Origin of the sequence: Arenibacter certesii DSM 19833 (assembly GCF_000429545.1) — a bacterium.
In the GTDB taxonomy this organism is placed as follows: domain Bacteria; phylum Bacteroidota; class Bacteroidia; order Flavobacteriales; family Flavobacteriaceae; genus Arenibacter; species Arenibacter certesii.
On the sequence record NZ_AUCB01000053.1, the window covers coordinates 1 to 22,641 of the forward strand.

At 35.8% G+C, this 22,641-nt stretch carries 18 protein-coding genes; 6 read left to right on the forward strand and 12 right to left on the reverse strand.

The window, feature by feature from the left end; all coding sequences use genetic code 11:
• The 3 genes from G466_RS22585 to G466_RS0118020 form a co-directional block, all read right to left on the reverse strand.
• Nucleotides 1-732: DUF7133 domain-containing protein (locus tag G466_RS22585; RefSeq protein ID WP_034236114.1), on the reverse strand; the 732-nt coding region annotated here is incomplete at its 3' end.
• Between the two features lie 28 nt (nucleotides 733-760).
• Entirely contained in the window at nucleotides 761-1,492 is a 732-nt protein-coding gene (locus G466_RS0118010) for a 3-keto-disaccharide hydrolase (protein WP_205622057.1), read from the reverse strand.
• Between the two features lie 479 nt (nucleotides 1,493-1,971).
• Nucleotides 1,972-3,420 carry a helix-turn-helix domain-containing protein gene (locus tag G466_RS0118020; RefSeq protein ID WP_026814881.1) on the reverse strand — a complete coding sequence of 483 codons (1,449 nt, stop codon included), beginning with the start codon at nucleotides 3,418-3,420 and terminating at the stop codon, nucleotides 1,972-1,974.
• Between the two features lie 1,401 nt (nucleotides 3,421-4,821).
• On the opposite strand from G466_RS0118020, the gene G466_RS0118025 reads away from it, so the two are divergent.
• Together G466_RS0118025 and G466_RS0118030 are read left to right on the forward strand one after the other, a co-directional pair.
• Nucleotides 4,822-5,631: an alpha/beta fold hydrolase gene (locus G466_RS0118025; protein WP_026814882.1), complete on the forward strand. Its 810-nt coding sequence runs from the start codon at nucleotides 4,822-4,824 to the stop codon at nucleotides 5,629-5,631.
• 25 nt (nucleotides 5,632-5,656) lie between these two features.
• On the forward strand, nucleotides 5,657-6,835 hold the full coding sequence (locus tag G466_RS0118030) for a sensor histidine kinase (RefSeq protein ID WP_157374008.1): 1,179 nt from the start codon (nucleotides 5,657-5,659) through the stop codon (nucleotides 6,833-6,835).
• A gap of 186 nt (nucleotides 6,836-7,021) precedes the next feature.
• Here the strand turns inward: G466_RS0118030 and G466_RS22590 are convergent, their stop codons facing one another.
• From G466_RS22590 to G466_RS0118050, 3 genes are all read right to left on the reverse strand, one after another.
• Complete coding sequence (locus G466_RS22590) at nucleotides 7,022-7,282, reverse strand: DUF6327 family protein (RefSeq protein WP_051315755.1); 261 nt, start codon at nucleotides 7,280-7,282, stop codon at nucleotides 7,022-7,024.
• A gap of 355 nt (nucleotides 7,283-7,637) precedes the next feature.
• Entirely contained in the window at nucleotides 7,638-7,955 is a 318-nt protein-coding gene (locus tag G466_RS0118045; protein ID WP_026814885.1) for a YtxH domain-containing protein, read from the reverse strand.
• Nucleotides 7,956-8,172: 217 nt separating this feature from the next.
• Nucleotides 8,173-9,327 (reverse strand): baeRF7 domain-containing protein, encoded by a 1,155-nt coding sequence (locus G466_RS0118050; RefSeq protein WP_026814886.1) that lies wholly within the window; start codon nucleotides 9,325-9,327, stop codon nucleotides 8,173-8,175.
• Between the two features lie 417 nt (nucleotides 9,328-9,744).
• On the opposite strand from G466_RS0118050, the gene G466_RS0118055 reads away from it, so the two are divergent.
• Complete coding sequence (locus G466_RS0118055; protein WP_026814887.1) at nucleotides 9,745-10,062, forward strand: GNAT family N-acetyltransferase; 318 nt, start codon at nucleotides 9,745-9,747, stop codon at nucleotides 10,060-10,062.
• Nucleotides 10,063-10,331: 269 nt separating this feature from the next.
• Here the strand turns inward: G466_RS0118055 and G466_RS23330 are convergent, their stop codons facing one another.
• Nucleotides 10,332-15,083 carry a PAS domain-containing sensor histidine kinase gene (locus G466_RS23330; RefSeq protein ID WP_026814888.1) on the reverse strand — a complete coding sequence of 1,584 codons (4,752 nt, stop codon included), beginning with the start codon at nucleotides 15,081-15,083 and terminating at the stop codon, nucleotides 10,332-10,334.
• A gap of 3 nt (nucleotides 15,084-15,086) precedes the next feature.
• On the reverse strand, nucleotides 15,087-15,533 hold the full coding sequence (locus G466_RS0118065; RefSeq protein WP_026814889.1) for a response regulator: 447 nt from the start codon (nucleotides 15,531-15,533) through the stop codon (nucleotides 15,087-15,089).
• Between the two features lie 471 nt (nucleotides 15,534-16,004).
• On the opposite strand from G466_RS0118065, the gene G466_RS0118075 reads away from it, so the two are divergent.
• Nucleotides 16,005-16,307 carry a hypothetical protein gene (locus tag G466_RS0118075; RefSeq protein ID WP_026814890.1) on the forward strand — a complete coding sequence of 101 codons (303 nt, stop codon included), beginning with the start codon at nucleotides 16,005-16,007 and terminating at the stop codon, nucleotides 16,305-16,307.
• Nucleotides 16,308-16,364: 57 nt separating this feature from the next.
• Here G466_RS0118075 and G466_RS23335 read toward each other — a convergent pair whose 3' ends face one another.
• The 4 genes from G466_RS23335 to G466_RS22605 form a co-directional block, all read right to left on the reverse strand.
• A complete protein-coding gene (locus G466_RS23335; protein WP_051315756.1) occupies nucleotides 16,365-17,090 on the reverse strand; it encodes an HAD family hydrolase in 726 nt (241 codons plus the stop codon).
• A 251-nt stretch (nucleotides 17,091-17,341) separates the two neighbouring features.
• Nucleotides 17,342-19,621: a multicopper oxidase domain-containing protein gene (locus G466_RS0118085; RefSeq protein ID WP_026814891.1), complete on the reverse strand. Its 2,280-nt coding sequence runs from the start codon at nucleotides 19,619-19,621 to the stop codon at nucleotides 17,342-17,344.
• Between the two features lie 110 nt (nucleotides 19,622-19,731).
• Nucleotides 19,732-20,580 carry an SDR family oxidoreductase gene (locus G466_RS0118090; protein WP_051315757.1) on the reverse strand — a complete coding sequence of 283 codons (849 nt, stop codon included), beginning with the start codon at nucleotides 20,578-20,580 and terminating at the stop codon, nucleotides 19,732-19,734.
• Between the two features lie 82 nt (nucleotides 20,581-20,662).
• On the reverse strand, nucleotides 20,663-20,926 hold the full coding sequence (locus G466_RS22605; RefSeq protein WP_051315758.1) for a hypothetical protein: 264 nt from the start codon (nucleotides 20,924-20,926) through the stop codon (nucleotides 20,663-20,665).
• Between the two features lie 800 nt (nucleotides 20,927-21,726).
• Between G466_RS22605 and G466_RS0118100 the strand changes: the two genes are divergently transcribed.
• Together G466_RS0118100 and G466_RS0118105 are read left to right on the forward strand one after the other, a co-directional pair.
• Nucleotides 21,727-22,209, forward strand: coding sequence for a YciE/YciF ferroxidase family protein (locus G466_RS0118100; protein ID WP_026814893.1), 483 nt, complete (start codon nucleotides 21,727-21,729; stop codon nucleotides 22,207-22,209).
• Between the two features lie 113 nt (nucleotides 22,210-22,322).
• The coding region (locus G466_RS0118105) for a transposase (protein WP_026814894.1) at nucleotides 22,323-22,641 on the forward strand (319 nt) is incomplete at its 3' end.

Consider the following 22,641-nt stretch of genomic DNA (forward strand, 5'->3'; position numbering starts at 1 on the left):
CACCTTTCCTTTGTTCAATGCCCCGTGACTAAAATGAATCCAATCACCTGGACCACGGACCAGTACATGGGCCATGGTATGTGTATCGGTGATACCGAATCCCGTGAGCAAAGGAGTACGTTTGTCAGCCTTTCCATCGTTATTTGTATCCTCCAAGAAAAATAGTTCGGAACCTTGGGCCACATAAACACCATTTTTATATGGCAATACACTTTGGGGTATGGCAAGTCCGTCTGCCCACGTATTAACTGAAGCATTCCCCTTATCATAAAGACCTGAAAGCACCAATATTTTATCGTCGCCCTTAGTCTTACCTCGATAAAGGTCAAAAATTCTTTTAAAATTGGGATCCTTCTCCTGTGCCTCAGGATTATCCATGAGCTTTAGTAGTTCTTGCCAACCTATGTCGGATACTGGATCTAAAGGATACATCGCTGCAGTTTGTGTCCACAACCTACCAGAATCATCAAATGCCATGTGTATAGGATTAACTATACCATCCCTTTCACTAGCTACCAATTCTACTACAAAGCCTTCAGGAACTTGGAATCCGGCCAATTCTTTTTCTGGAGTATACAGTTCCGTCCTTGAGGACTGAGTCTTACGGTTGTAATCCGGGTATTCAGTCCCTTCAACATCCGTAGCTTCAGACAAAGATGCATTCTCCTTACATCCTAAGTTTAATAAGACTATTGCAAAGCCATATATTAGCAGTAACTTTTTTAATTTCATGTGTATTATTTGAATGTTGCTGATTAAATTAAAGCCTAGTAATAGTTATGTGTTTAAATTCGATTTTGGCATTTCCGCCACTGTGCAATTGGATACCTATTACTCCTTTTGACGGAATTTCGGGGTCCTTTTCTATATATTCCGTAGTCTTCACCCCATTGATATACAGTTCGTGTTTGTTCCCGATGCACCTGATAATATAACTATTCCAGCCATCTTCTTTTAGTAGGTGTTGTAATGTACTTAGGTCCCCTCCAATAAGTTTAGCGCGACGGTGCTCATCATAGATATCTCCCCAATACCCTTTTCCAATATCCGCTTGATATCCAATGATATTATTCCCCTCTATAATAGAACGATATTGGATACCGCTGTTGATCAAACCAGAACTATGATCTCCTGTAAGGCGAAAAAGGGCTCGAAACTCAAAATCCTCATAACTATCAGAAGTCCTTAAGTAGGTGTTCACAGGAATACTGGAAATGCCATCGCCACCGGTTATAACACTATCCACCACGGACCAGTATTTTTCGTTTTCCTTGTTTACTACTTCCCAACCCGCCAAGGTGGCTCCATCAAAAAGAGAGACTGTAGCGCTAGTTGATTGCGCAATACTACTTAGAGTTCCTAAAGTAGTAAGAATCACGAATAAGATTTTTTTAATCCATTGGCGTTTTTTGTTAGTATAAATCTGTTCTATCCAATTATTAATCTTATTATCTAAATTACTTTTCTGGCTCAAATTCAAATTCATTTCCATATCTGACTTTTATAAATTCATTATCATTTATCTTTAAATACCAACCTATAAATTAGAAAGAATAGGGGTGGTGCATAGCTTATTAGATTTTATATTACCCAATAATATTTAAAATTATGAATCCCCCCCCTTTCCATTATCGATGAACCATGAGGCCAATTATAAATGTACTGGCTTAAGCAGCGCTGAAAACAACATGATTTATAACCACCTTTTTTAGATTGACTTCTCGAAATTAAGTTTCTGATAGAAAAACATTTAGTTTTGAGCATTAATTTTGTCCCAAAAAGATTAATGGGACGTCCCAATACCCTATATTAGGACACTTCCATGAGTAAAATAGAAAACTTCGTCAAAATAATATTTAAAAAACTATCACGATATTCTTCGAAGATTGTTCCTATTGCAAATTGGTTTGATCTAGAGAAAGAAGGGAAATTGATTAAGATGTATAGTCTGGGACTTTCAATTAAAATACATTAATCAGTTTTATCTAAACTCTTTTTGTATTCAGAAGGTGTGCAATTAGCTATTGATTTAAATGTCCTGTAGAACGAAGTTTTAGATTTAAAACCACTACTCTCCGCAATATACATCATCGTATAAGCTTCATTTAATGGGTCGTTTAATTGCCTTTTAAATTCTTCAACCCTTAAATAATTAATGAAGTGGGATATCGAAGTGTTTCCAACTTTTTCAAATAAATAGTTGATGTCATTTTCGCCTATACCCGTGATTTCTACAATTTGCTTTATGCTAGGGTTATGTTCCTTATAGACTTTAGAGGTTTCGATAGACTTCTTTAATTTTTTAAACCCATCTATTTCTTCATCACTTATATCAACCTTTTCGTTTCGTGTTTTCTGGGATCTATTAAACTTAACTAAAAAATATAGTACAGGTAATACCAAAAGAACTAATCCAATAAAAAACCAGATACCATTTCTTTTCTCACTGTTAAAAAAAATAATATCATCAACCATTATATGCCCCCATCCTCCAGAATAATGATCTACAATCTCAATTTTTGCGTTCTGTCCTATAAAAGGCGTTACATCCCATTGATGCCATCGCATCTCTCCGTCATTTTGACCAACTTGAGAAAAAACAACCGAATCTCTTACCACCAAATTAATACAGGTTTTACCTTTATGACCTCCCCCACCGATCAAGAACTTAATCCTATCATGGGTGATTTCAAATGTTTTTGAAATGAGACTGCCCTGTTTAGAATCATGTGTCTCGCCGAAAGAAAAGGCAAAATACTCCCCATTAAACCCATTTACTGTAATAGGATAATAAACATTGATCCTATTCCGAGGTACCTCAAACGCATCACCTTCCACTGTCCAATTATTATAATTACCACTTTCAAAATTCTCAAATACTATTTCTTGGGAGTTTTTAGAATCACTGAAAACAATATTATCAACAATTATATGACCTAAGGAATTCTGTTCGAAAGTTGATGCCAATGCATCCACAATTTCTATTATTGCATTCTCACCCTGCAAATCACTAACATCCCACGTAATTTCCCTTAAAATATGATCATTATTTCCTGATGCAGTCCTTACAACTTTATTATTAACGATAAGATTTATACATTCTCTTGTTTCGTGATTGCCCCCTGCAATTAAAAAACGGATATATCTTCGGTCTATAATAAAGTTATCTGAAACTAATTTCCCCTGACCCAAACTTTCTCCTGATCCTTGGAAATTCGAAAATGCAAATAAATAACCTTGTACATTTTCAATTGGTTCGGTAATCGAATCTAGCCTAGATGGTGAATTAAATGCGACACCTAATTTATTCCAGTTTTCGTAACTTCCACTTTCAAAATCATCAAAAACGATATCAGGTCTCTCGGGAGAAGAACATGAAACAATTATGAGTACAAATAGGAAGCAGAATCTACAATACATGGAGGGGGATAAATTACCTATAAGATTATAAATATACACATGCCTTTTCCGAACTACAAAATTGGATCACAATTTTTATAATTAATAAAATGTATTACAATTATAAGAGCGGTATGTTTTTTAGGCTTTCAACATTAGTAAAAAAATTAGACTAGATCACAACTTTTAAAAATTCTTAGATAAATACAATTGTTATGAACGCTTTAATGTAATATTTGATTTTGGAATAAAACCCTAATTTATCCTTTTGAAAAATAAAAAATAAATATTTGAATAAGCACAATAGTAATTGATTATTCTTATTAACCCTAAACTACCAGATATAAAATTACCATAAAAAAGCTTTATTAAATGAAATGTCTTTACATGCGAAGGTTGATCTTCGCGGGAAGCTAGGTTTAGAAGATTCAAGATAGTAATATGACTATGTTGACAGGTTTAGAAATATGCTGAAATCTCTAAAAAGTCCAACACCTATTACCCTAACTTAAACACCTTACAGTTAAATATTAAAAATGATACTTTCATAATCCTATTTATCATCAATTAATAAGGCTATCAAATCCTCCCTCAACGCTCGATTCATTGTACAATATGATAGGCAACACACTATGTTAATCTCGTTGTAACAGATTTGCTTTCGAACCCGAGAAGCCACATTAAACTTGACAAATATTTGTTAAACCTAATATTATGGTTTTGATCAAATTAATTTTATATAAATGTTTTAAAATTAGAAAATATTAAACTCAATCAGAAGTTTCGCCCATGTAAACTACTCATTATAAGAAATTTAAGTGCTATTTTAGGAAGCAAGAGCGTAATTCGATGTGTAAAAAAAATACAACACATAATTCACTGCACATCAGCTACTTAAAAGTTAACCTACAGTTCTTCTTTCTTCGAAAAGGGAAAACCCGATTCAGCTGCAACGGTGATGGATTCTTTAGTATATTGGATTACCCTACTGATACAACTACCCAGTAAAGATCCCACTCGTGATCATCAAAATAAAGTCTAAAATAATATTTGATTAATATTAATTAACTCCTCCTCAATTTACTCTCGAAACAAACTATCCTCTCCCCTATTCGCACAGCTCCATTTCCAAGTAGGTTTAATTATAAAACATCCATAAAATTTAAGGATTTGTCCCTTAATCCCCATACTCTCTTAAATTCGAAAGGTACTTCCTAGAGTAGAAACCATTTAACCAGCAGCATTTTTACTTCTGCAGATGCATTATATCCTCCACTGCTGACTAATGACCTCAAATTAATGATATCCCACTCTTTTACACTTACTCTTAGTTGTCCTATGGTTCCACAACTTCTGGACATTTCCTTTAAATTGAACTAAAAAATTTGCGCATTTATCTATCTTTAACCCAAATGAAAATGCATGGATATTTTAAAAAGAAATAATGTAAATATAATTGGAAAGGGAACCCAGGTTATCATGTTTGCACATGGCTTTGGCTGCGATCAAGTGATGTGGCGATATATTACTCCCGCTTTTGAAGAGGATTATAAATTGGTTTTGTTCGATTATGTAGGCTGCGGCAAATCGGATATTGGACAATATAACGAAGATCGCTACGGCTCTCTACACGGTTACGCCCAAGACATTCTTGAAATTTGTAATGTTCTAAACCTAAAAAATATAATTTTAGTGGGGCATTCCGTAAGTTCCATGATCGGTATGATCGCCTCCATTCAACAACCGGAATTATTCCGTTCGTTAATACTAGTTTGTCCTTCTCCATGTTATATTAATAAACCTGGATATATAGGCGGCTTTGAAGAAAAGGATTTGCAAGGCCTTATGGAGGTCATGGAAAATAATTATGTTGGTTGGGCGAGTTTTCTGGCACCCGTGGTGATGAAAAACACCGAAAGACCAGAACTTGTCGAAGAGCTTGAAGAAAGCTTCTGTTCCATGGATAAGGAGATTACAGGCAATTTCGCCAAAGTAACTTTTTTTTCGGACAATAGAGAAGACCTTCCCAAAGTGCAAATTCCGAGCCTAATTCTTCAATGTACTAATGATGATATTGCTGGGGAAGAAGTAGGTGCGTATGTTCAGGATAACTTAAGGAACAGTGTTATACAACATATGAAGGCAACCGGACATTGCCCACATATGAGCCATCCTGAAGAAACTATTACATGCATCCAGCAATATCTGCAGAATGAAGGTACGCTTATCTAGTTAAACCATTGATTAAATTGTATCTGTGAATTTTGATCTCCCTTGCTATATTTTTTCTTTTTCAGTAGATGGTTACCTAACACATATAAACCACTTGATGCTTACCCATTTGGAATATGATGGAAAAGAAGTTATTGATCACATAAGGTTTGAAGACCTGTTGACCGGCGGTAGTAGGATTTTCTACAAGACACATTTTCTACCTATGTTGATGATGCAGGGTAAGGTAGATGAATTATTTCTATCCCTTAGTTCCAAATCGGGAAAAGAATATCCAGTTCTAATGAATATGGTATTAAGCGACAATTCTCAAATGCACACCGTCCATGCCGTAGGTCTTCATATGGCCAAACGAAATAAGTATGAAAAAGGAATTCTGGAGGCCAAGCAAGCTGCAGAAAAGGCACTTAAGGAGAACGCTTTGTTGTTAAAAATGAAGTCTGAGTTGGAAAGACATCAGGAATTATTGGAACAACAATTAAGAGAATTAAAACGTATTAATCAGCAGCACGTGGAGTTTAATAAGGTCCTATCTCATGATATGCAGGAACCGCTACGTAAAATACAGTTATTTGCAGGTATCCTTGAGGGAAAAACGGAGAAAAAAAAGGATGGGGAAAAATTTAGCTTTTATCTTAATAAACTTCAGGACTTATCGTTATATTCCCGGGATTTATTAATGAAATTACAGCGCTACCATTCTTTAGAAAAAAGGATGAACAAATTCACATCAGGAAACTTGGAAGAAATGATTCAAGCGGCCGTTTCAAAACTGAATATCCCAGAGATTCAGCCAGATTTTTCCAAATTGAGAGTGAAGGAAGTTCGCGGAGATATACCTAGATTAACCTGGGTGATGAGAGAGCTTATGGCTAACGCATACCGGTTCCGAATAGAGGATACACCTTTAAAAATCGAAATTTCATCGGAGTTGATCAAAGAAAATTACTACAAGACAGTTCAGGACGCCTACCGGTATACCGACTTTATTCAAATACGGGTCAAAGACAATTCCATGGGATTCCCAAATTACGGTCAGGACAACGCATTTGGACTTCTACAAAAATTTCATGTTGAAAGCGGAAAGGGCTTGGGACTGGCTTATTGTAAAAAAATTGTAGATCTACATCACGGCCATATTCTAAAAAAGGACAATGCCGAGGGAGGATCACAATTCACAATTTTACTACCCTATTTACCCTAAAATTAATGAAGTGAAATTAAAGCTAATTTAGGAGTTATGATTTTACAACTCCAGGGCAATTATTAGATTAATTTCCTGAACTTAACAAATGAGCAATCAGGATACGTAAAGGAATCCAATAGATACAAAATCCGTTCTCCAAAAAATTAGGAGAACATAATTCCTCACCATCCATTCAAAGTTATGTTACTCTAAAAGTCGAGAAATTAATCTATTCATCTGAAAACTTCTTAAGCGAGTGGAAACAAAGGAAAGCTTTTGTATAGCAAAGGTCAGGAGATTTTTTTGCAACCTAATGTTAGCTTCGCCTACCAACCGTGTAGGCGAGACACTGGCCTTGGCACCACTCAAATGAAGTTTTATGTTTTCTGAATCTATTTCCCTTTTCAGCTTTAAAATACGAAGCTGTTCATCAATTTCAGAGAAGGAACTATATTGCTTTTTCATGGATTAAATAAATATGGTTTAGAAAATTTTCTTAATAAGGGCGTGGTAAGACTACTCCGAAATACATAACAAACAATCGCAACCGTTACATAGCATATCCCTACAATAATACACCCAAGATAATCATTGTTTATGGCTTTTCCAATACTAAAAGAAACAGCGAAGAAAAGAAAGAACAAAGCCAACAATATACCAGTAGCTCTGTTGTTAATTGTCCTATATAGGACTATTAACGCCTTAAAAATATTAAGTTTCAATTATTCCCCACCATTTACAAGAAAGGATCTAACATTGGTCCCAACCTCTGTTAGATCCTTTTCTGTTTCCTTAAAAACCATATGGATTCTGTTAATTGTTAAGCATTCTGCTTTTTAATATCTTCCAATTTGCTTTCTAAGGTAGAAATAATATCATCTGCTTTATAGCTCATTGTTGAAATAGCTTTGTCCAATTTACGTTCAAAGTTATCCTTCTTTTTCGTTGCCGTTTTCGTTAATTCTTGTTTGGCATGCGACAGACGATCCGTAAGGTCATGGGATGTTTTTTCTACATTACGTTTAATTTTCTTACGCGTTTTCTTGCCCTCATCAGGAGCATATAAAATACCAACGCCCAAACCGATTGCCGCACCTGTTAATAATGCAAGTAATACGCTTCCGCTTTCTTTTGACATAATTTAAGTTTTTAAATGAATGTTAATTTATTATGCTACTAAGTTAACTTGATTAAATGGTTTGTGAAAAAACTTTAGACAGTTTTATTAATCCTAAAAGAACATTCTGTAATTGATTTAAGAAATAATGAACATCAATTATATACTTTTCTTGAAATTCATACTTCACCTATGTGGCCCAAATATTTGGAAAAAATAGGAGTATCCTAAAAGATGCTTAATATCGGTATAATGCGTTAACCCTAGAATTAGGGTTTGGCATTTCCTCTTTTTCCAAGAGATAAACAGTACCACCATTTAAAAATGTTTTTATGGCTGCTTTGTTTAATAAAGATATACTTGATGAAGTTTCTTCATCATGGATCTGAACTTGCTTCTTATCAGGATCATAAGTACCCAATATATCAGCCCTGTTCTCTACAAATAACGTGTCTACTCTGCCATCTATGGCGTTTTGAAGTACTTCTACCATGCCAGAAGAGGTTCTTCCAGTACCCTGTTGCTCCTTATAAAGGGCCAATTTATCTTTTCGCTCACGGTCAAAAATAGAAGCCACTTTTTCCCATGCCATTTCTTGCAAGAGAACCTTATCCACTTGAGAGGCCTTTTGATCAATATAATCATCAATTAGGTATTTATACGTGTTTTCTTGTTTATAAATAGGGAACATAACCTCTTGAGCAACCACCACCATAGGTGCTGTTTCATTACGTAGTAACGGCGCTAAACCTTTGTCTATGGCTCTAAAAAATCGCGCTATGTCGTCTTTATGTCCATGATCCGACTCGGCATGACCGTGATAAAAGGCTCTTCCTTGTGAATCTGCGCCACTTCTGAACTGAAGGCTATTAGGTTCGCGATCATACCCCACTTTATCTTCTAGCCTAGATGGAACAAGGTCATCAATAACCACATCTGTTATGGTATGCTGGGTCATTTCATATAGTTTAACATACTGTTGTTCCAATCCCAAAACATAAAAAGTACCATCCCCAGTAAACATGGGCATTAATGGCTTTAAGTAAAAGTCATTTTGTACGTAATTAAATTCTTCGAAATATACCGGAAGGGTGTATTTTTTAAAAAAATCTTTACTACGGAAAATGGCGAGTCCATCCGATTGATGCCTCCAGAAATCACCGTCTTCTAAAAGTGCTTCAATGGGCGCAAGTAACTTATCTACATCTCTTGGACCTAATTTATTCTTTTCTAATTTATTTCTTACCTCCTTTAACTGGTTCTTTAACTTAAGGACATCCGTTCCTCCCAAAACCTTTTCCCCTCCTCGATGTGTTGGTATAAAAATAGAGATACAGGTTTCGTTGTGAATTTCATCCAGTTCCTTAATTTCATTTCTTGTGATTAATGGCATATTTTATTGTTTTTAATATTAACTTTTCTGAAACCAAGAAGATAAAGAGAATATTCTATTTTTGAAATGATATATATCAGTCGCATATGATTTGATGTATTAATCATGCACATATTAAAAATTAAGTCTAAAATATTAGATAGGAATCTTTACCACTGCGGTAGTATATAATTGTAAACTGTGGAAATTGTTTGTTGACCATTACCTAAAAACGGATACCTACCTGATAAATCTAAAAATAAAAGAATAGTTCCTTTTAAAGTTTAAAAAAAAAGATAGGCAGAAGTAACTTTAGATTAAGCATCTAACCATTAGGTCTTTACAATGCTGGTTGACGGACGTTATAGAAGAATATATTCCCAAGATTGGGAAACGCAAATAGTAAATAATATAATCTAATCCTAACTATTTTAAGATATGAAAACAGAATATATTGATATCCCCTTAGTTAAAAACGAAGCAAGGAAACGTTTCGAAATAGAGATTGACGGACACTATGCTTTCATCAACTATGGCGATTTTGGCAATCAAATTGCTTTGGTCCATACCGAAACCGACCCAGAATTAGCCGGAAAAGGAGCTGCAAGCGCTGTTGTGGAGAAAACATTACATTATCTTAGAGAAAATAATATTGTACTACTTCCATTTTGCCCTTATGTATTTGCATATATAAAGAAACATCCTGAATGGAAACATATAGTTAGTCCGAAATTTGATGGATTTGATAAGCTTTAAACCTTACGCGAAGCGGTAGGTGGTTTTCTTATGTGTAGAAAAAGAATCCATATATTAATCCATTCGGGACTATCTCATGTATTGCTCCAAATGAATTATAGCTTTTAAGAAATGATAAAACATAAAAAAAGGGGACACTGAATGTGACCCCTTTTAACCAACCAAATTTTTTACCTATTCTTCAGATGCGATCCAGTTTCCCTCTTTCCAGAATATAGAACGCCGTGGAACCATTCAGTAAACCTCATTACCAATATTATAAACCGATTTTAGACAGGAAGATAAATTTCAAAAGTTGCCCCTTTGTTCAATTCACTTTTTGCAATAATTACTCCTTCATGATTTTCTACAATTTTCTTTACTATCGCAAGGCCGATTCCAGTACCACTATATTCCTCCTTAATGTGTAATCTTTGAAATACTTCAAATATTTTTCCACTGTATTGTTGATTAAAACCAATACCATTATCAATGAATCGGATGCGATTATAATGTTTATCATTATTTAGTAAATCAATTTCGACATCTCTACCTTCTAGAAGTTCACAATCAATTGTTATAAAAACAGGCTTATTTTCTTTTCTGAACTTAATTGAATTGCTTATTAAATTAAGCATAGCCTGTTTAAACTGGACGGGGATTATATTGACCTGACATGCGTTTTTTAAATCGAATGTTACATTGTACTGGTCAATTTCTTCTCGTAAAGTTTCTTTAATGTCCTCTACCAATGCCAGCAAATCAACAATTTTAAATTTTGCTTCTTGAACATTGGTCCTTGAATAGGCAAGAAGATCCTGAATAAGTTGTTGCATCTGATGTGCTGATTTCTGCATTCTTAAAAACTGCCGTTGTGCAACAGTAGATAATGTTGCATGTTCCGTTTCCATTATGTGTGATGCAAAAATTTGAATTTTACGTAAGGGCTCTTGTAGATCATGGCTAGAGATATATACAAAAGATTGCAACTCTTTATTCGCCTTTATTAGGTCACTATTTTTCTGTATTAGTTCATTGGTACGCTCCTGTACCATTTTTTCTAACCTATTGGTGAACATTTTTTGATCCTGAATATCAGTACTTGTTCCTACCCACATTGTAATCGCTCCATTGGCATCCTTTTGAGGTAAAGCGCGAGTTAATTGCCATCTATATTCACCATCCTTATCGCGAAACCGATGCTGGAACAAAAAGTCTTCTCCGGTATTTATAGCATGTTTCCATTGTTTAAGGTTCTCTTCTTTATCTTCCGGATGCACAATCTGTAACAATCCATCTTTTCTTACCTGCTCTAGGTTTAATCCGGAATATTCAATAATAGAATGGTTTACATAATTCAATCTGCCATTTGGATCAGCTGTCCAGATATGCTGAGGCATAGAATCGGCCAAAAGGCGAAACTTTTCCTCTCTTTCTAATAATTGATGATGAAAGTTTCGTTCTTCTGTAATATCCCTAATGGTACCAAGAATCCTATCGGGCTCATTATTATTGTCACAAAAAACCTTGCCTTTTGCGTCAATCCAATGTATAGAGTTATCACTCCATATCACCCTAGCCTGATAATGTAGACTACCATTAGAAAACGCATTGTTAAAAGCCGATTTCCTTATTTCAGAATCATCAGGATGAAGATGGGAAATTAATTCATCATGGGATAGATTTCTTTCATTTGGGAAACCTAAAATTTCATAATACCGATCTGACCCTATAACCTCACCAGATTTTAAATTATAATCAAAAACACCCAGTTCGCTTGCCTCAATTATTAGTTTTAGTTTTTCTTCATTTTCTTCAATAAGATGTTTGGCCTTTACTGTAGCTGTTACTTCATTGGCTACTACCATAATGCCAGTTATCTTATTGTTCTCTTTTAAAGGATGGTAAACAAAATTATAATAACCAGACTCTAATGTTCCATGGCGATTTAAATCAATCGGAAATTCATAACCATAGAACGTTTCCCCGGTATTATATATGTCGGTAATAATTGGAGCAATGGTTTCCTCTACTTCCGGTAAAACATCAAAAAGAGGTTTTCCTACAAATTGCTCTTCCGTCTTGTCAACTAATTGTAGATAACTTTCATTAACCATTTCTATCACATTCTGAGCCCCTCGGAATATAACGATACCAAATGGTGCCTGTTTAACCGATTCTCGAAATCTTTTCTCACTTTCCTCTACTTTTTGAAATGCGCCAATTACGTCTTCCTCAGCTTTCTTACGTTCGGTTATATCCCGTGCAATGGCGAACAATAAAGGTTTTCCTTCTACTTGTACTCCACCCATATTTATTTCTACCGGATAAATTTTACCTTGCTTGTTTTTGTGCAATGTTTCAAAAGTAGGTATGGTCTGGCCTTGCGCACGCTTAAATGCATCCTTGTATTTTTTATCATGAAAGATTACATCTACATCTGGAACTTTTAAGCGGTCCATTTCTTCCTGAGTATACCCCCATTTGTAAAGAGCCATATTATTAAGATAGGTAAAACCTCCCTCTTTATCCATAAGTATAAACGGATCCGCTGCATTATCGGACATGAACTTGAATAATTTGATCTCCTCCAGAGCCTTTTCTACTTTTCTTTTTGCAGTATGTAATTCTGTTACATCTGCAGCAGTATTCATAACGGCATAGGTATTTCCTATTCCATCGAACACAGGAGTAAAGTTATAATTATAATAGAAGGTTAGTAATTCTCCATTTTTAACCAACTCAATTTTTTGATTTTTAGCTTGAAAAGGAATCCCTGTACGGAGAACCCCCCGTATCTGATCAAATACTTTTTGATTTCCTAATTCGGGTAGGATATCGCTATAAGATTTACCAATTACATCATTTCCTTTTCCCCACGCGTCCATTATGGATTGGTTTGCAATTGTTATCCTCATTTCTTCGCCAACAAAAACACCTATGGGAAAAGGTGCACTTTCAACTAGCGCACGAATGTTTTGCTCACTTTCCTCTATTTTCCTCCTAGCTTCTACCTGTGGTGTAACATCTACTCCTATTGCCATTGTGCCATTAATGACACCTTCTGCGTCGTAAAGCGGCTCAAAAGAAAAGTTAATGAACACCGTTTCCAAGACCCCGTTTTTCGTGAATTTTATGGGCATGTCTGGGGTTGAAAAGCGTTTACCAGATTTTACTACCTTGTCCAATAGTTCCTTTATTCCTTGAGTTAGTAATTCTGGCATGGAGTCAAAAAGTGGGTAATTCAAAACTTCATCCCTCGTACGGCCCCAAATTTCGAGAGCAAACTTATTCGCTATTTCCACAACATAATCCGTCCCTCGCAATATGGCAATTGCAACAGGGGCTTGCAAAATCATCAACCGTAAATTATTTTCACTGACCGCTATTTTTTTACGTGCAGTCACCTGCGGAGTGTTATCAAGAACCCAAACGGCAACCTTAACAACTTTACCATTCTCATCTTTTAAAGGGGTAAACACAAAGGTTAGAAAAGTTGGATTTTCATTGTTGCTCCTAGCCAGGTTTAACTCCACTTCGGGGCTATAAAAGGGTTCGCCTGTTTCTACCACCCGATTCAAGTGACCTTCATAAGCATTCTTTATCGCTTTAAATGTATTCCAAAAAGGTTTTCCTTCAATCGCCTCAAAAGGTAAACCCACAATTTTAGCAAAACTGTCATTAATTATTTCGTTGATAAATGTATCCGCATTTATGACACCTATCCCAACGGGTGATTCCAAAACTAAGGAACGAATATGTTGTTCGGTTTCAAGACGTTTTTGTTCAACTATTGCTTTTTCTGTGATATCCTCTAAGGTGCCGCTTATACGATATGCGACTTTTTCTTCATTGAAAGATGCTCTCCCTTTTGCGTGTAATACGATTTCTTTTTTTGAAAGTGGGTTAAGTGCAGTGAAGGTTATATCGTAACGGTTTCCTGAACTATATTTTAGCCCTTTACGCAATGCCTTGGTTACCATCTCCCTATCGCTTACTTTAATCAATTTTACCACATCTGAAAATTGATTTTTTCTATTTTTATCGAGACCAAACCATTCTTTTAACCGGTTATTGGTTAATAAAACATTTGTTATAGGGTTATAATCCCAAGTTCCCAATTCGGTTGCATCAATTGCAAACAGTAGTTTTTCTCTGCTTTCTTTTAGTTCCATCTCTACCGATTTTTGCTCGGTAATGTCCATGGATGAACTTATATAGCCAGCAAAACTACCGTCGGGACGAAAACGGGGCGTGCCTTGTGAGAGTAACCATCGGGATACTCCCTTGCTATTTAATACCCGAAACTCTCCTTTAAAGGGTTCCTTTTTTGCAAATGCCGTCCAGTAAATATTTAAATATCGTTCCCTGTCATTCTGATGAATCAAATCTACCCATCCAGATTTCAATAACCCATCCATAGGACTACCTATTAGGTTAATCCAGGCCTTATTAAAATAGGTGGCATTTCCACTTTCATCACTAGTGGCAATAAGTATATCGGTTCCTTCTGCCATGGTGCGAAACCTTTCTTCACTTTCCTTTAGGTCCTCAATTGCCTTCTTTCTAGCTGTGGTTTCGATAACCGTTACCAATACGCCACCAACAACTCCATTTTCCAATTTTATAGGACTATATGAGAAATCAAAATAGCATTCTTCTATCCGTCCATTTCTTTCGAGGGGTAGCATAAAATGTGGAAAACCTATTGGTTTACCTTCCATCACTCCTTTAAACATGGATTCAATTATATGCCAGACCTCGGAAAAGGTTTCTCTACTACTTCTCCCTAATGCATAAGGATGTTTAGAATTGCCCAAAATAGGACTATAACCATCATTGTATAACTGAGTATATTCTTCACCCCAAGCAATATACATTCCAAATGGGTTATTTAACATTACACTTACCATAGTCTTAAGTGGCTGTGGCCAAGTGTTGGGATCCCCAATAGGAGTGTTGTTCCAATCAACAGTTCTTATAAGATGGCCCATTTCCCCTCCCCCTTCCAAAAAACTATGTTTTACTTTTCCACTATCCATACTTTAGGGTTCTATTATGAAATTGTCTTTTGTTGGGTATTCTAAATTTTCGTTTTTAAAAAGTGTGACCGCGGTATTAATTACCGCTTTGAGTTTTGCGAACGTACTTGGTTTTTGTATGTAAAAATGGGCTCCAATTTCATACAATTGGTTAACAACATCTCGATTTCGCGAAGTAGAGTAAATTACAATTGGAATATGCCTTAGCTTATCATTAGATTTAATTTCCTCTATACATTCCAATCCAGATTTTAGAGGCATATTAAGATCAAGAAATATCACATCAGGAAATTGGGCTAATTCGGATAATAAATAATCCATTAGTTCCATACCATTATTTACCGTATTAAGAATCACAGGAAAGCTTATCTCCTCCAGGGCATAGGTAAAAAAATCACGGTCATCCAAATCATCATCGGCAAGTAATAAATGTAAATTTGTTTTATCCATGTATGATATTATAATTTAAATGACGTAGTGAATTTTTTATTAATTGAGTTATTCCGACTAAAAATAATCAATATTTTCTTACATGCTCAATAGCCTAGAAGTATTATTATATCAGATAAAATTTTGGTTTACTCTGTGCTAATACCTCTGCTTCTCGCTTATTTCCTTGCCTAAAAATTAATTCCGTTCTAAAGTAATTAATTTTTAAAGATAATTCAGAAGCCCAATAAAATTCTTGGAATATCATGCTAAATTGATGTGGTTGTTTTATAATAATTTTTGAACAGAAATACCAACTTCTTGACCTTTTTAAAAGCAACAAAATCTTCAAACGGTATTCCTTCCCCTTCCTTAGTAATAACTTTTTTATGTCCAAATTGCTGCTCTATAATTCGTTCTACTAACGTGAATTAAACTGCCGCTCCTCTACTATTTACTGGCGAACTCAAAATACGGTAAAAAACTAATAACATGCGCCTTATATTTCTTGCCAATGCTTGTGTCATTATCATTAAATGCTATATCCTAAAAGTCTTGAGTGCTACTCAAATAGAAGATCTGGGCACGGAAGGAAAAATTAAATTTGCTACCTTGTTCATGGTTGCATCCTACCATTATAGCGATAAGGGGATTGATGATCTGGGAGCTTTCACCAGGCGTATTGAAGCAAAGAAACCTCATAAAAAAACGCGCCCAAGGTTCATTTTGCCATCAACTGTGCCTCCGCTTCGGGTCCATAACTATTCCATGAAACCTATCCCCAGGAAAAATTAGATCAATCCCGTATTTTTATTCGGTTGTAACTCAGCCTCCATCCTTAAGGGATACGAATTACTTGCTGATAAACCGATAGACTCTTGATTCCAGATCTGTCAGATCATCTATTATATGTGTATCTGGAAGTAAATTTGATTCATGAACCGACTTACGGGTAATGTTATTGGTTACTGCAAACACCCTCATCCCTGCATTCAAAGCCGCCTTGATTCCATTTACCGAATCTTCAATCACGAGACATTCATCGGATGAAACCTTCAATATTGATTTTGCCTTGATATAAATCTCTGGATCGGGTTTGCCTTGCTCCACATCGTCCCGCGTTAAAATGGCATCTAACTTATCTTCAATCCCCATTATGTTAAGTATCTTGCTGGCTTCAGTGAGATGTGACATAGTTGCCAGAACCAACTTATACTTATCCTGGTGTAGTTTGTTAAGTAGTCCCAGATTAAATGGACAAAAATGCTCCCTTAAAAGACTTTCATCGTCAAGAATATTTCGATATCGAGATAATCTTTTGTCTAGAACCCATTGTCGCATGGCCTTAAGATCTCCTTCCCCAAAGTGTTTCTCTAATTCAGTGTTGTATTCTTTAGCAACACCTGCTACTACTTCCATTCTGGAAAGACCTACATAGTCTTTAAAACTCTCCATCACCCGTTGCACGGACACCACTTCGTTTGTTAGCAAATGTATTGCCTCTGCATAAGACCTCGCTTTTAGGACCTCGGTCTGAATAAGGGTTCCGTCCAAATCAAATATAATAGCCTTAATCATAATGAACTAATACTTTCTAATGTTATGTTTCTAGATGTTTTTGAACTTTTAAATTAGAAACCCTCATTCTCTAGCTGTAGTTCTAAAGGAAGGAACAAAGATTTACGGGATTCTCGTTAAAGGGAGAAGTAAAGATAATGGAAATCCAGTAAAATTTAACAATAACTAAGTTGTAATTGTTAAAATATGTTCCATCCCGGTAGTTTCAGAAATAAATTTCAACGTCATTATGTCTAATGGTCTGTTAAGTTTTAAAATCGAGCAGACAATCCTCCTCCAGCTCCATATCGGTTATCATAACTACCCATAATTGAAAAGTTTTTTGATAAGAAATATTCAATCCCTGCGCTCCAGGAAGCTTCTGTCTTAAAATTGTCTCCTGAGGGAAGCTTATCTACCCATCCAAAGTCTGCTTGGTACTCGTACTCTCCAAAAATAACAGTTTTGGGAAAAATAATTATTTCACGGCTTAAACCAATCTGTGGACGTAGTTTACTATCCATACGAACGTCAAGATTAAATAAATAGGGTGTTAAGTACCGTACTCCAACTAGAGCGGTTGTATTTATTTCATCGAGACTATCAGCAATCTCGTTTTCGACATTAATACCTGCAAATACCCGTAAATAATCGTGTAGATACCGCTCATAGGTAAATTCCGCCTCCACGTTTTCATTCCATCCATATTCGGCTGAAAGTGTAACCTGATTTCTAAAATTAGAAGCAATATATGTTCCTTCTGCCCTATGTGAGGAAACATCAATCATACCCCAGGAATACCATTGATCTGTTTCGTGGATTAATTTTGAAACTGGAAACGGTTTCATTCTAATATCACGTGGTGTGTTATAGCTTATTATTCTTGCCATGCCGCCCATCATATGATATAAAACATGACAATGGAAAAACCAATCACCGTATTCGTTCCCATAAAATTCAATAGTTATCTCCTGCATTGGGGGAACATTTACAGTATGTTTTAACGGCGAGTATTCCCCATTTTTATTAATGACCCTAAAAAAATGCCCGTGTAAATGCATTGGATGGTGCATCATGGTCATATTATTCAACGTCATCCGAGTAACCTGATTACCTTTAATTTTTATCTTATCCGCTTCAGACAACGGCACCCCATTCATACTCCAAATATAGCGACTCATGTTTCCAGTAAGGTTCAATAGTATCTCATTAACTGGTGCATTTTTTTCATACGTTGTTTTCTCAGGTGACTTTAAATAATCGTAATTATATTCTGAAAACATCCCGCCCTCACTAGTTGGTGAATCCACATCCATGTTATCTTTCGTCATATTCATTTTGGAATGGTGCATATTAGCATGTTCCGTTTCTAAATTTTCATTCTCCTTACCCATTTCCATCATGGAATGATCCATTTTCATCCCATATTCTTCTTTCATATTAAATCGTTCGTCCTTAGAAGGTTGAAACTTAAGCGCGTGTGCCCCCATTTTCATCTTCATTTTAGCCATTTCCCGCATCATTTCAATTTTATCCGGTTTAGATAAAATTTCTGCAGGGAGAGTTTTACCATTTCCTATATATGCCAAGGCAGCACCGGATCCATCCTGAACCATAGCGCGGAATTCAATTCTACCATTTTCTGGAACGGTGGTTATAAAATCATAGGTTTCTGCAATCGCAATAAAAGTTTTGTTTCGTTTTACGGGAACAATGTCCATTCCATCGGCAGAAATCAATGTTGGTGTTTCTCCCCCAAATGTCAACCAGAATTGTGAGGAAGCGGATCCGTTAATAATTCGTAATCTCACTTTCTCGCCAGGTTTAAAATCAGGAAATTCAACAACTTCTTTACCATTTACCAGAAAAGCCGGATAATAAATATCTGCAATATCTGCACCTTCCATCCGTTGCCTCCAGAAATCCAATTGTGCCCCAAGGGCACCTCTTACCATAACTCTATTTAAGGGCGTTGAGGTGCCCTTTTTCATTTGATACCATTCATTACCTCGCTTAAGGTTTCGTAACACATTTATCGGTTTTTCATTGGTCCAATCGGAAAGCATCAAGACTAATTCTTTGTCATACTCCAATCTTTGCTGTTTGGGATGGATTACAATGGAACCAAAAACACCACTTTGCTCCTGTAACATGGTGTGGGAGTGATACCAATAGGTAACATTTTGTTTGATAGCAAATTCATATTTAAAAGTTGTGCCAGGTTTTATCGGTGGTGTTGTTAAATATGGAACTCCATCATAAAAATTTGGCAAAAGGAAACCGTGCCAATGTACAGATGTTTCAACGCTCATTTCATTTTTCACATAAATAACCGCATATTCCCCTTCCGTAAATTGGAGCGTTGGCCCGGGGATTGTTCCATTTACGGTCATTCCCTCAACATTCTTTCCTGCCTTGTTAACCGTTTCTTCTTTTATCGTCAGTGTATATTCCCGTACTGGTAAATTATCCACATTGCCTTCAATGGATTGTCCAAACATAGGGATACAGGTTAATAAAATTAGTGGCAATAAAAATTTTTTCAGTTTCATCTATTTTAGATTAACGGGTATTTTTACATTTATATAATGCTAGTGGATAGTAGAACAGCGGTTTTTATTAAATTAAACAATAAGGATTTAATTTCTATTGGAATTCCGAATCATCCACCAATGATTTCACCACCATTTACATGTAACACCTGACCGGTCATATAACTACTATCTTGGGAAGCCAAGAAAACATATGCTGGCCCCACTTCCGATGGTTGTCCCGGACGTCCCAAAGGCACATCTTTACCGAAATCTTCGAGTTCTTCTCCTTTAAAGGTAGCCGGAATAAGGGGTGTCCAAATGGGGCCCGGTGCCACCGCGTTTACACGGATGCCTTTTTTTGCCTGGGATGACGATAGGCTCCTAGTAAAGGAAACTATTGCGCCCTTAGTACTTGCATAATCTATGAGATGATGGGAGCCCCGGTACGCGGTAATGGAGGTGGTATTTATTATTACATCATCTTTCGTCAGGTGATCCATTGCCTCTTGAACAAGATAAAAGAAGGAATAAATATTGGTTTCAAAGGTTTTTTGCAGGTGTTTAGCGGTAATATGCTGAATGTCATCTTCTGGAAACTGTACCGCTGCGTTATTAACTACTATATTCAATTTTCCGAATTTCTCTACTGTCTTCTTTACGGCATTTTTACAGAATTTTTCTGTCCTTACATCACCTTTGATTAATAGGCATTCCCTACCCTCCCTTTCTATTGCAAGTTTGGTATCCTCCGCATCTTTGTCCTCTTCCAAATAAACTATAGCCACGTCTGCTCCTTCTCTAGCAAAGTGTACTGCGGCACTTCTTCCAATACCACTATCACCACCAGTTATAATGGCTATTTTATCTTTTAACTTCTCGCTTCCCTTATAATCATCACGAATGGTTATAGGCGCATTTTTCATTTGGTTTTGTTTGCCAGGTTGTACTGGCTGCTTTTCCTTTTTACTAATTTCCATATCTTACCTAATTTTGTATGTTAAAAAAATGGACTGCCATCTAAAATAGAGAGCAGTCCAAGCTTCCTACTTGTAATTTAACTTACCAGTTTTCAATTTCATTTTGAATTTCTATGCTAGACTTTCCTCTCCTACGGGCAATCTTTGCCAAGGTGTTCTGAAATTCTCCAGGCGATACCTCAGCATCGCCATCAGTAATATCAGCATAGCGGCTACGATATTCATCTTCGATATCGTACCACTTTTCTTCGAGCTCATCGTAATCACTCTCAAAATCATCTTCTGATTGATTTTCAAATTCATCGTATAGCTCGTCCTCTTCGTTGAAATCTTTAATCTTTCCCATACTAATTACACATTTAAAGGTTAACAGCTTAAAGTTAAATTCTAAATCGCAGAGTAATTACTTTGATTCATAAATAAACTAGCGCATTTAATTTGAAATAATAGCTTTGTTTCTGCTCCTTCTAAGTTCGTTGATTTTTAATGAATTTCTAAAATTATACTACATCAAAAAGGATTGTAACTTATCTAAAAAGACCGCATATTAGAATGCTAAAACTACCTAAAGGCTACTCTCTCATAACATCAGTCATAGGCCATAGGTTAAGCGGGTTATCTTCTCTATTATGTAATAGGAAATATCCCCTGCAATCTCAAAAACCACCGCTTTTATTTGTGATAACTGAGTAATATTAGCTTCCGTGCTGAAACAGAATTGATGGCAACAGTATGCCGAAAGGTTTTAAATAAATTTTCCATGACTATTTTTTAGTTTTTAAATTAAGTTAGATATTAACACCTCGAACAGTATCATTACAAGGGTATTAAAATGACCTGAAAATGAATATTTTAGGGACTTTATTAATAATTTCATTAACGTATAGGAAGAAGTAAAGTAAACCTTGAACATTTTACTTGATCAGTGAATAAGTCAGATTTATTTAACTATAAATTATCCCCTTCTCCAACCAAAAAAAATCGATAAGAAAATGATTTTCAAATAAATACAGAATATTGATTTCTCCTAATTAATTATTATGACCATAACGTTTTAAGTTAATTATAAATTTGATAAGCACATTCTTGCCTTGATACAAGGATTAATTTAGAGTTATAATTTTAACTTCAAAAAACGTATATACTATGAAAAATTTAAAGGAACTTTTTGAACATCAACTTCAGGATCTTTACAGCGCAGAAGGACAGTTAATAAAAGCATTGCCCAAAATGGCTAAGAAAGCTTCAGACTCAAAACTAAAAAAAGCTTTTGAAGACCATTTGGAAGAAACTAAGGAACAACGTAAACGTTTGGAAGAAATCTGCGACGAATTGGGAATAAAACCTGGAGGTGAGACATGCAAAGCTATGGAAGGTTTAATTAAAGAGGCCGAAAGTTTTATGAAAGAAGCCGAAGGCAGTGAAGTAATGGATGCTGGTCTTATTGCTGAAGCCCAACGGGTAGAACATTATGAGATTTCTGGATACGGCACTGCAGTTAGGTTCGCCAAGGAGCTTGGTCACACTGAAATTGCAGATACGCTTCAAACCACTTTGGATGAGGAATATGACGCCGACAACAAACTGGATAAGCTTGCTGAAGGTCGTCTCAATAAAAAAGCAAAATAGAAACTAAATTTTTATTGTTGATTAAGGGACTATCTTATAAAGTGTGTAAATAGAAAAATAACGGGGGTCATGACCCCCGTTATTTTTTTGTTTAATTTTAATTTTTGCGCTTTATGAAAAAAGAAGATTTATTTGATGATGATTTCCTTAAGCAGTTCAAGACCGGTGATGAGCTTACCAGTTTTCTTAAGGATATCCAAAAGCGGGGCATTGAGAAAATGCTTGAAGATGAGCTGGACGGCCACCTTGATTACGAAAAACACCAGAAGTCCAATGGCGGCAATTTTCGCAACGGACATTCCAAGAAGAAGATAAGGACCTCTTTTGGGGAATCCGAGATCTCGGTTCCTAGGGACAGGGAGGCTTCCTTTAATCCGATGATAGTTCCCAAGCGGGGCAGTATTGTTGATGGGATCGAGAACGTTATCGTAT

Bases quoted from the DNA above. Each gene is read 5' to 3' on its own strand.
- G466_RS0118010 (WP_205622057.1), bottom strand. From the start codon at position 1,492: ATGGAAATGAATTTGAATTTGAGCCAGAAAAGTAATTTAGATAATAAG.
- G466_RS0118020 (WP_026814881.1), bottom strand. From the start codon at position 3,420: ATGTATTGTAGATTCTGCTTCCTATTTGTACTCATAATTGTTTCATGT.
- G466_RS0118025 (WP_026814882.1), top strand. From the start codon at position 4,822: ATGGATATTTTAAAAAGAAATAATGTAAATATAATTGGAAAGGGAACC.
- G466_RS22590 (WP_051315755.1), bottom strand. From the start codon at position 7,282: ATGAAAAAGCAATATAGTTCCTTCTCTGAAATTGATGAACAGCTTCGT.
- G466_RS0118045 (WP_026814885.1), bottom strand. From the start codon at position 7,955: ATGTCAAAAGAAAGCGGAAGCGTATTACTTGCATTATTAACAGGTGCG.
- G466_RS0118050 (WP_026814886.1), bottom strand. From the start codon at position 9,327: ATGCCATTAATCACAAGAAATGAAATTAAGGAACTGGATGAAATTCAC.
- G466_RS0118055 (WP_026814887.1), top strand. From the start codon at position 9,745: ATGAAAACAGAATATATTGATATCCCCTTAGTTAAAAACGAAGCAAGG.
- G466_RS23330 (WP_026814888.1), bottom strand. From the start codon at position 15,083: ATGGATAGTGGAAAAGTAAAACATAGTTTTTTGGAAGGGGGAGGGGAA.
- G466_RS0118065 (WP_026814889.1), bottom strand. From the start codon at position 15,533: ATGGATAAAACAAATTTACATTTATTACTTGCCGATGATGATTTGGAT.
- G466_RS0118075 (WP_026814890.1), top strand. From the start codon at position 16,005: ATGCGCCTTATATTTCTTGCCAATGCTTGTGTCATTATCATTAAATGC.
- G466_RS23335 (WP_051315756.1), bottom strand. From the start codon at position 17,090: ATGATTAAGGCTATTATATTTGATTTGGACGGAACCCTTATTCAGACC.
- G466_RS0118085 (WP_026814891.1), bottom strand. From the start codon at position 19,621: ATGAAACTGAAAAAATTTTTATTGCCACTAATTTTATTAACCTGTATC.
- G466_RS0118090 (WP_051315757.1), bottom strand. From the start codon at position 20,580: ATGGAAATTAGTAAAAAGGAAAAGCAGCCAGTACAACCTGGCAAACAA.
- G466_RS22605 (WP_051315758.1), bottom strand. From the start codon at position 20,926: ATGGGAAAGATTAAAGATTTCAACGAAGAGGACGAGCTATACGATGAA.
- G466_RS0118100 (WP_026814893.1), top strand. From the start codon at position 21,727: ATGAAAAATTTAAAGGAACTTTTTGAACATCAACTTCAGGATCTTTAC.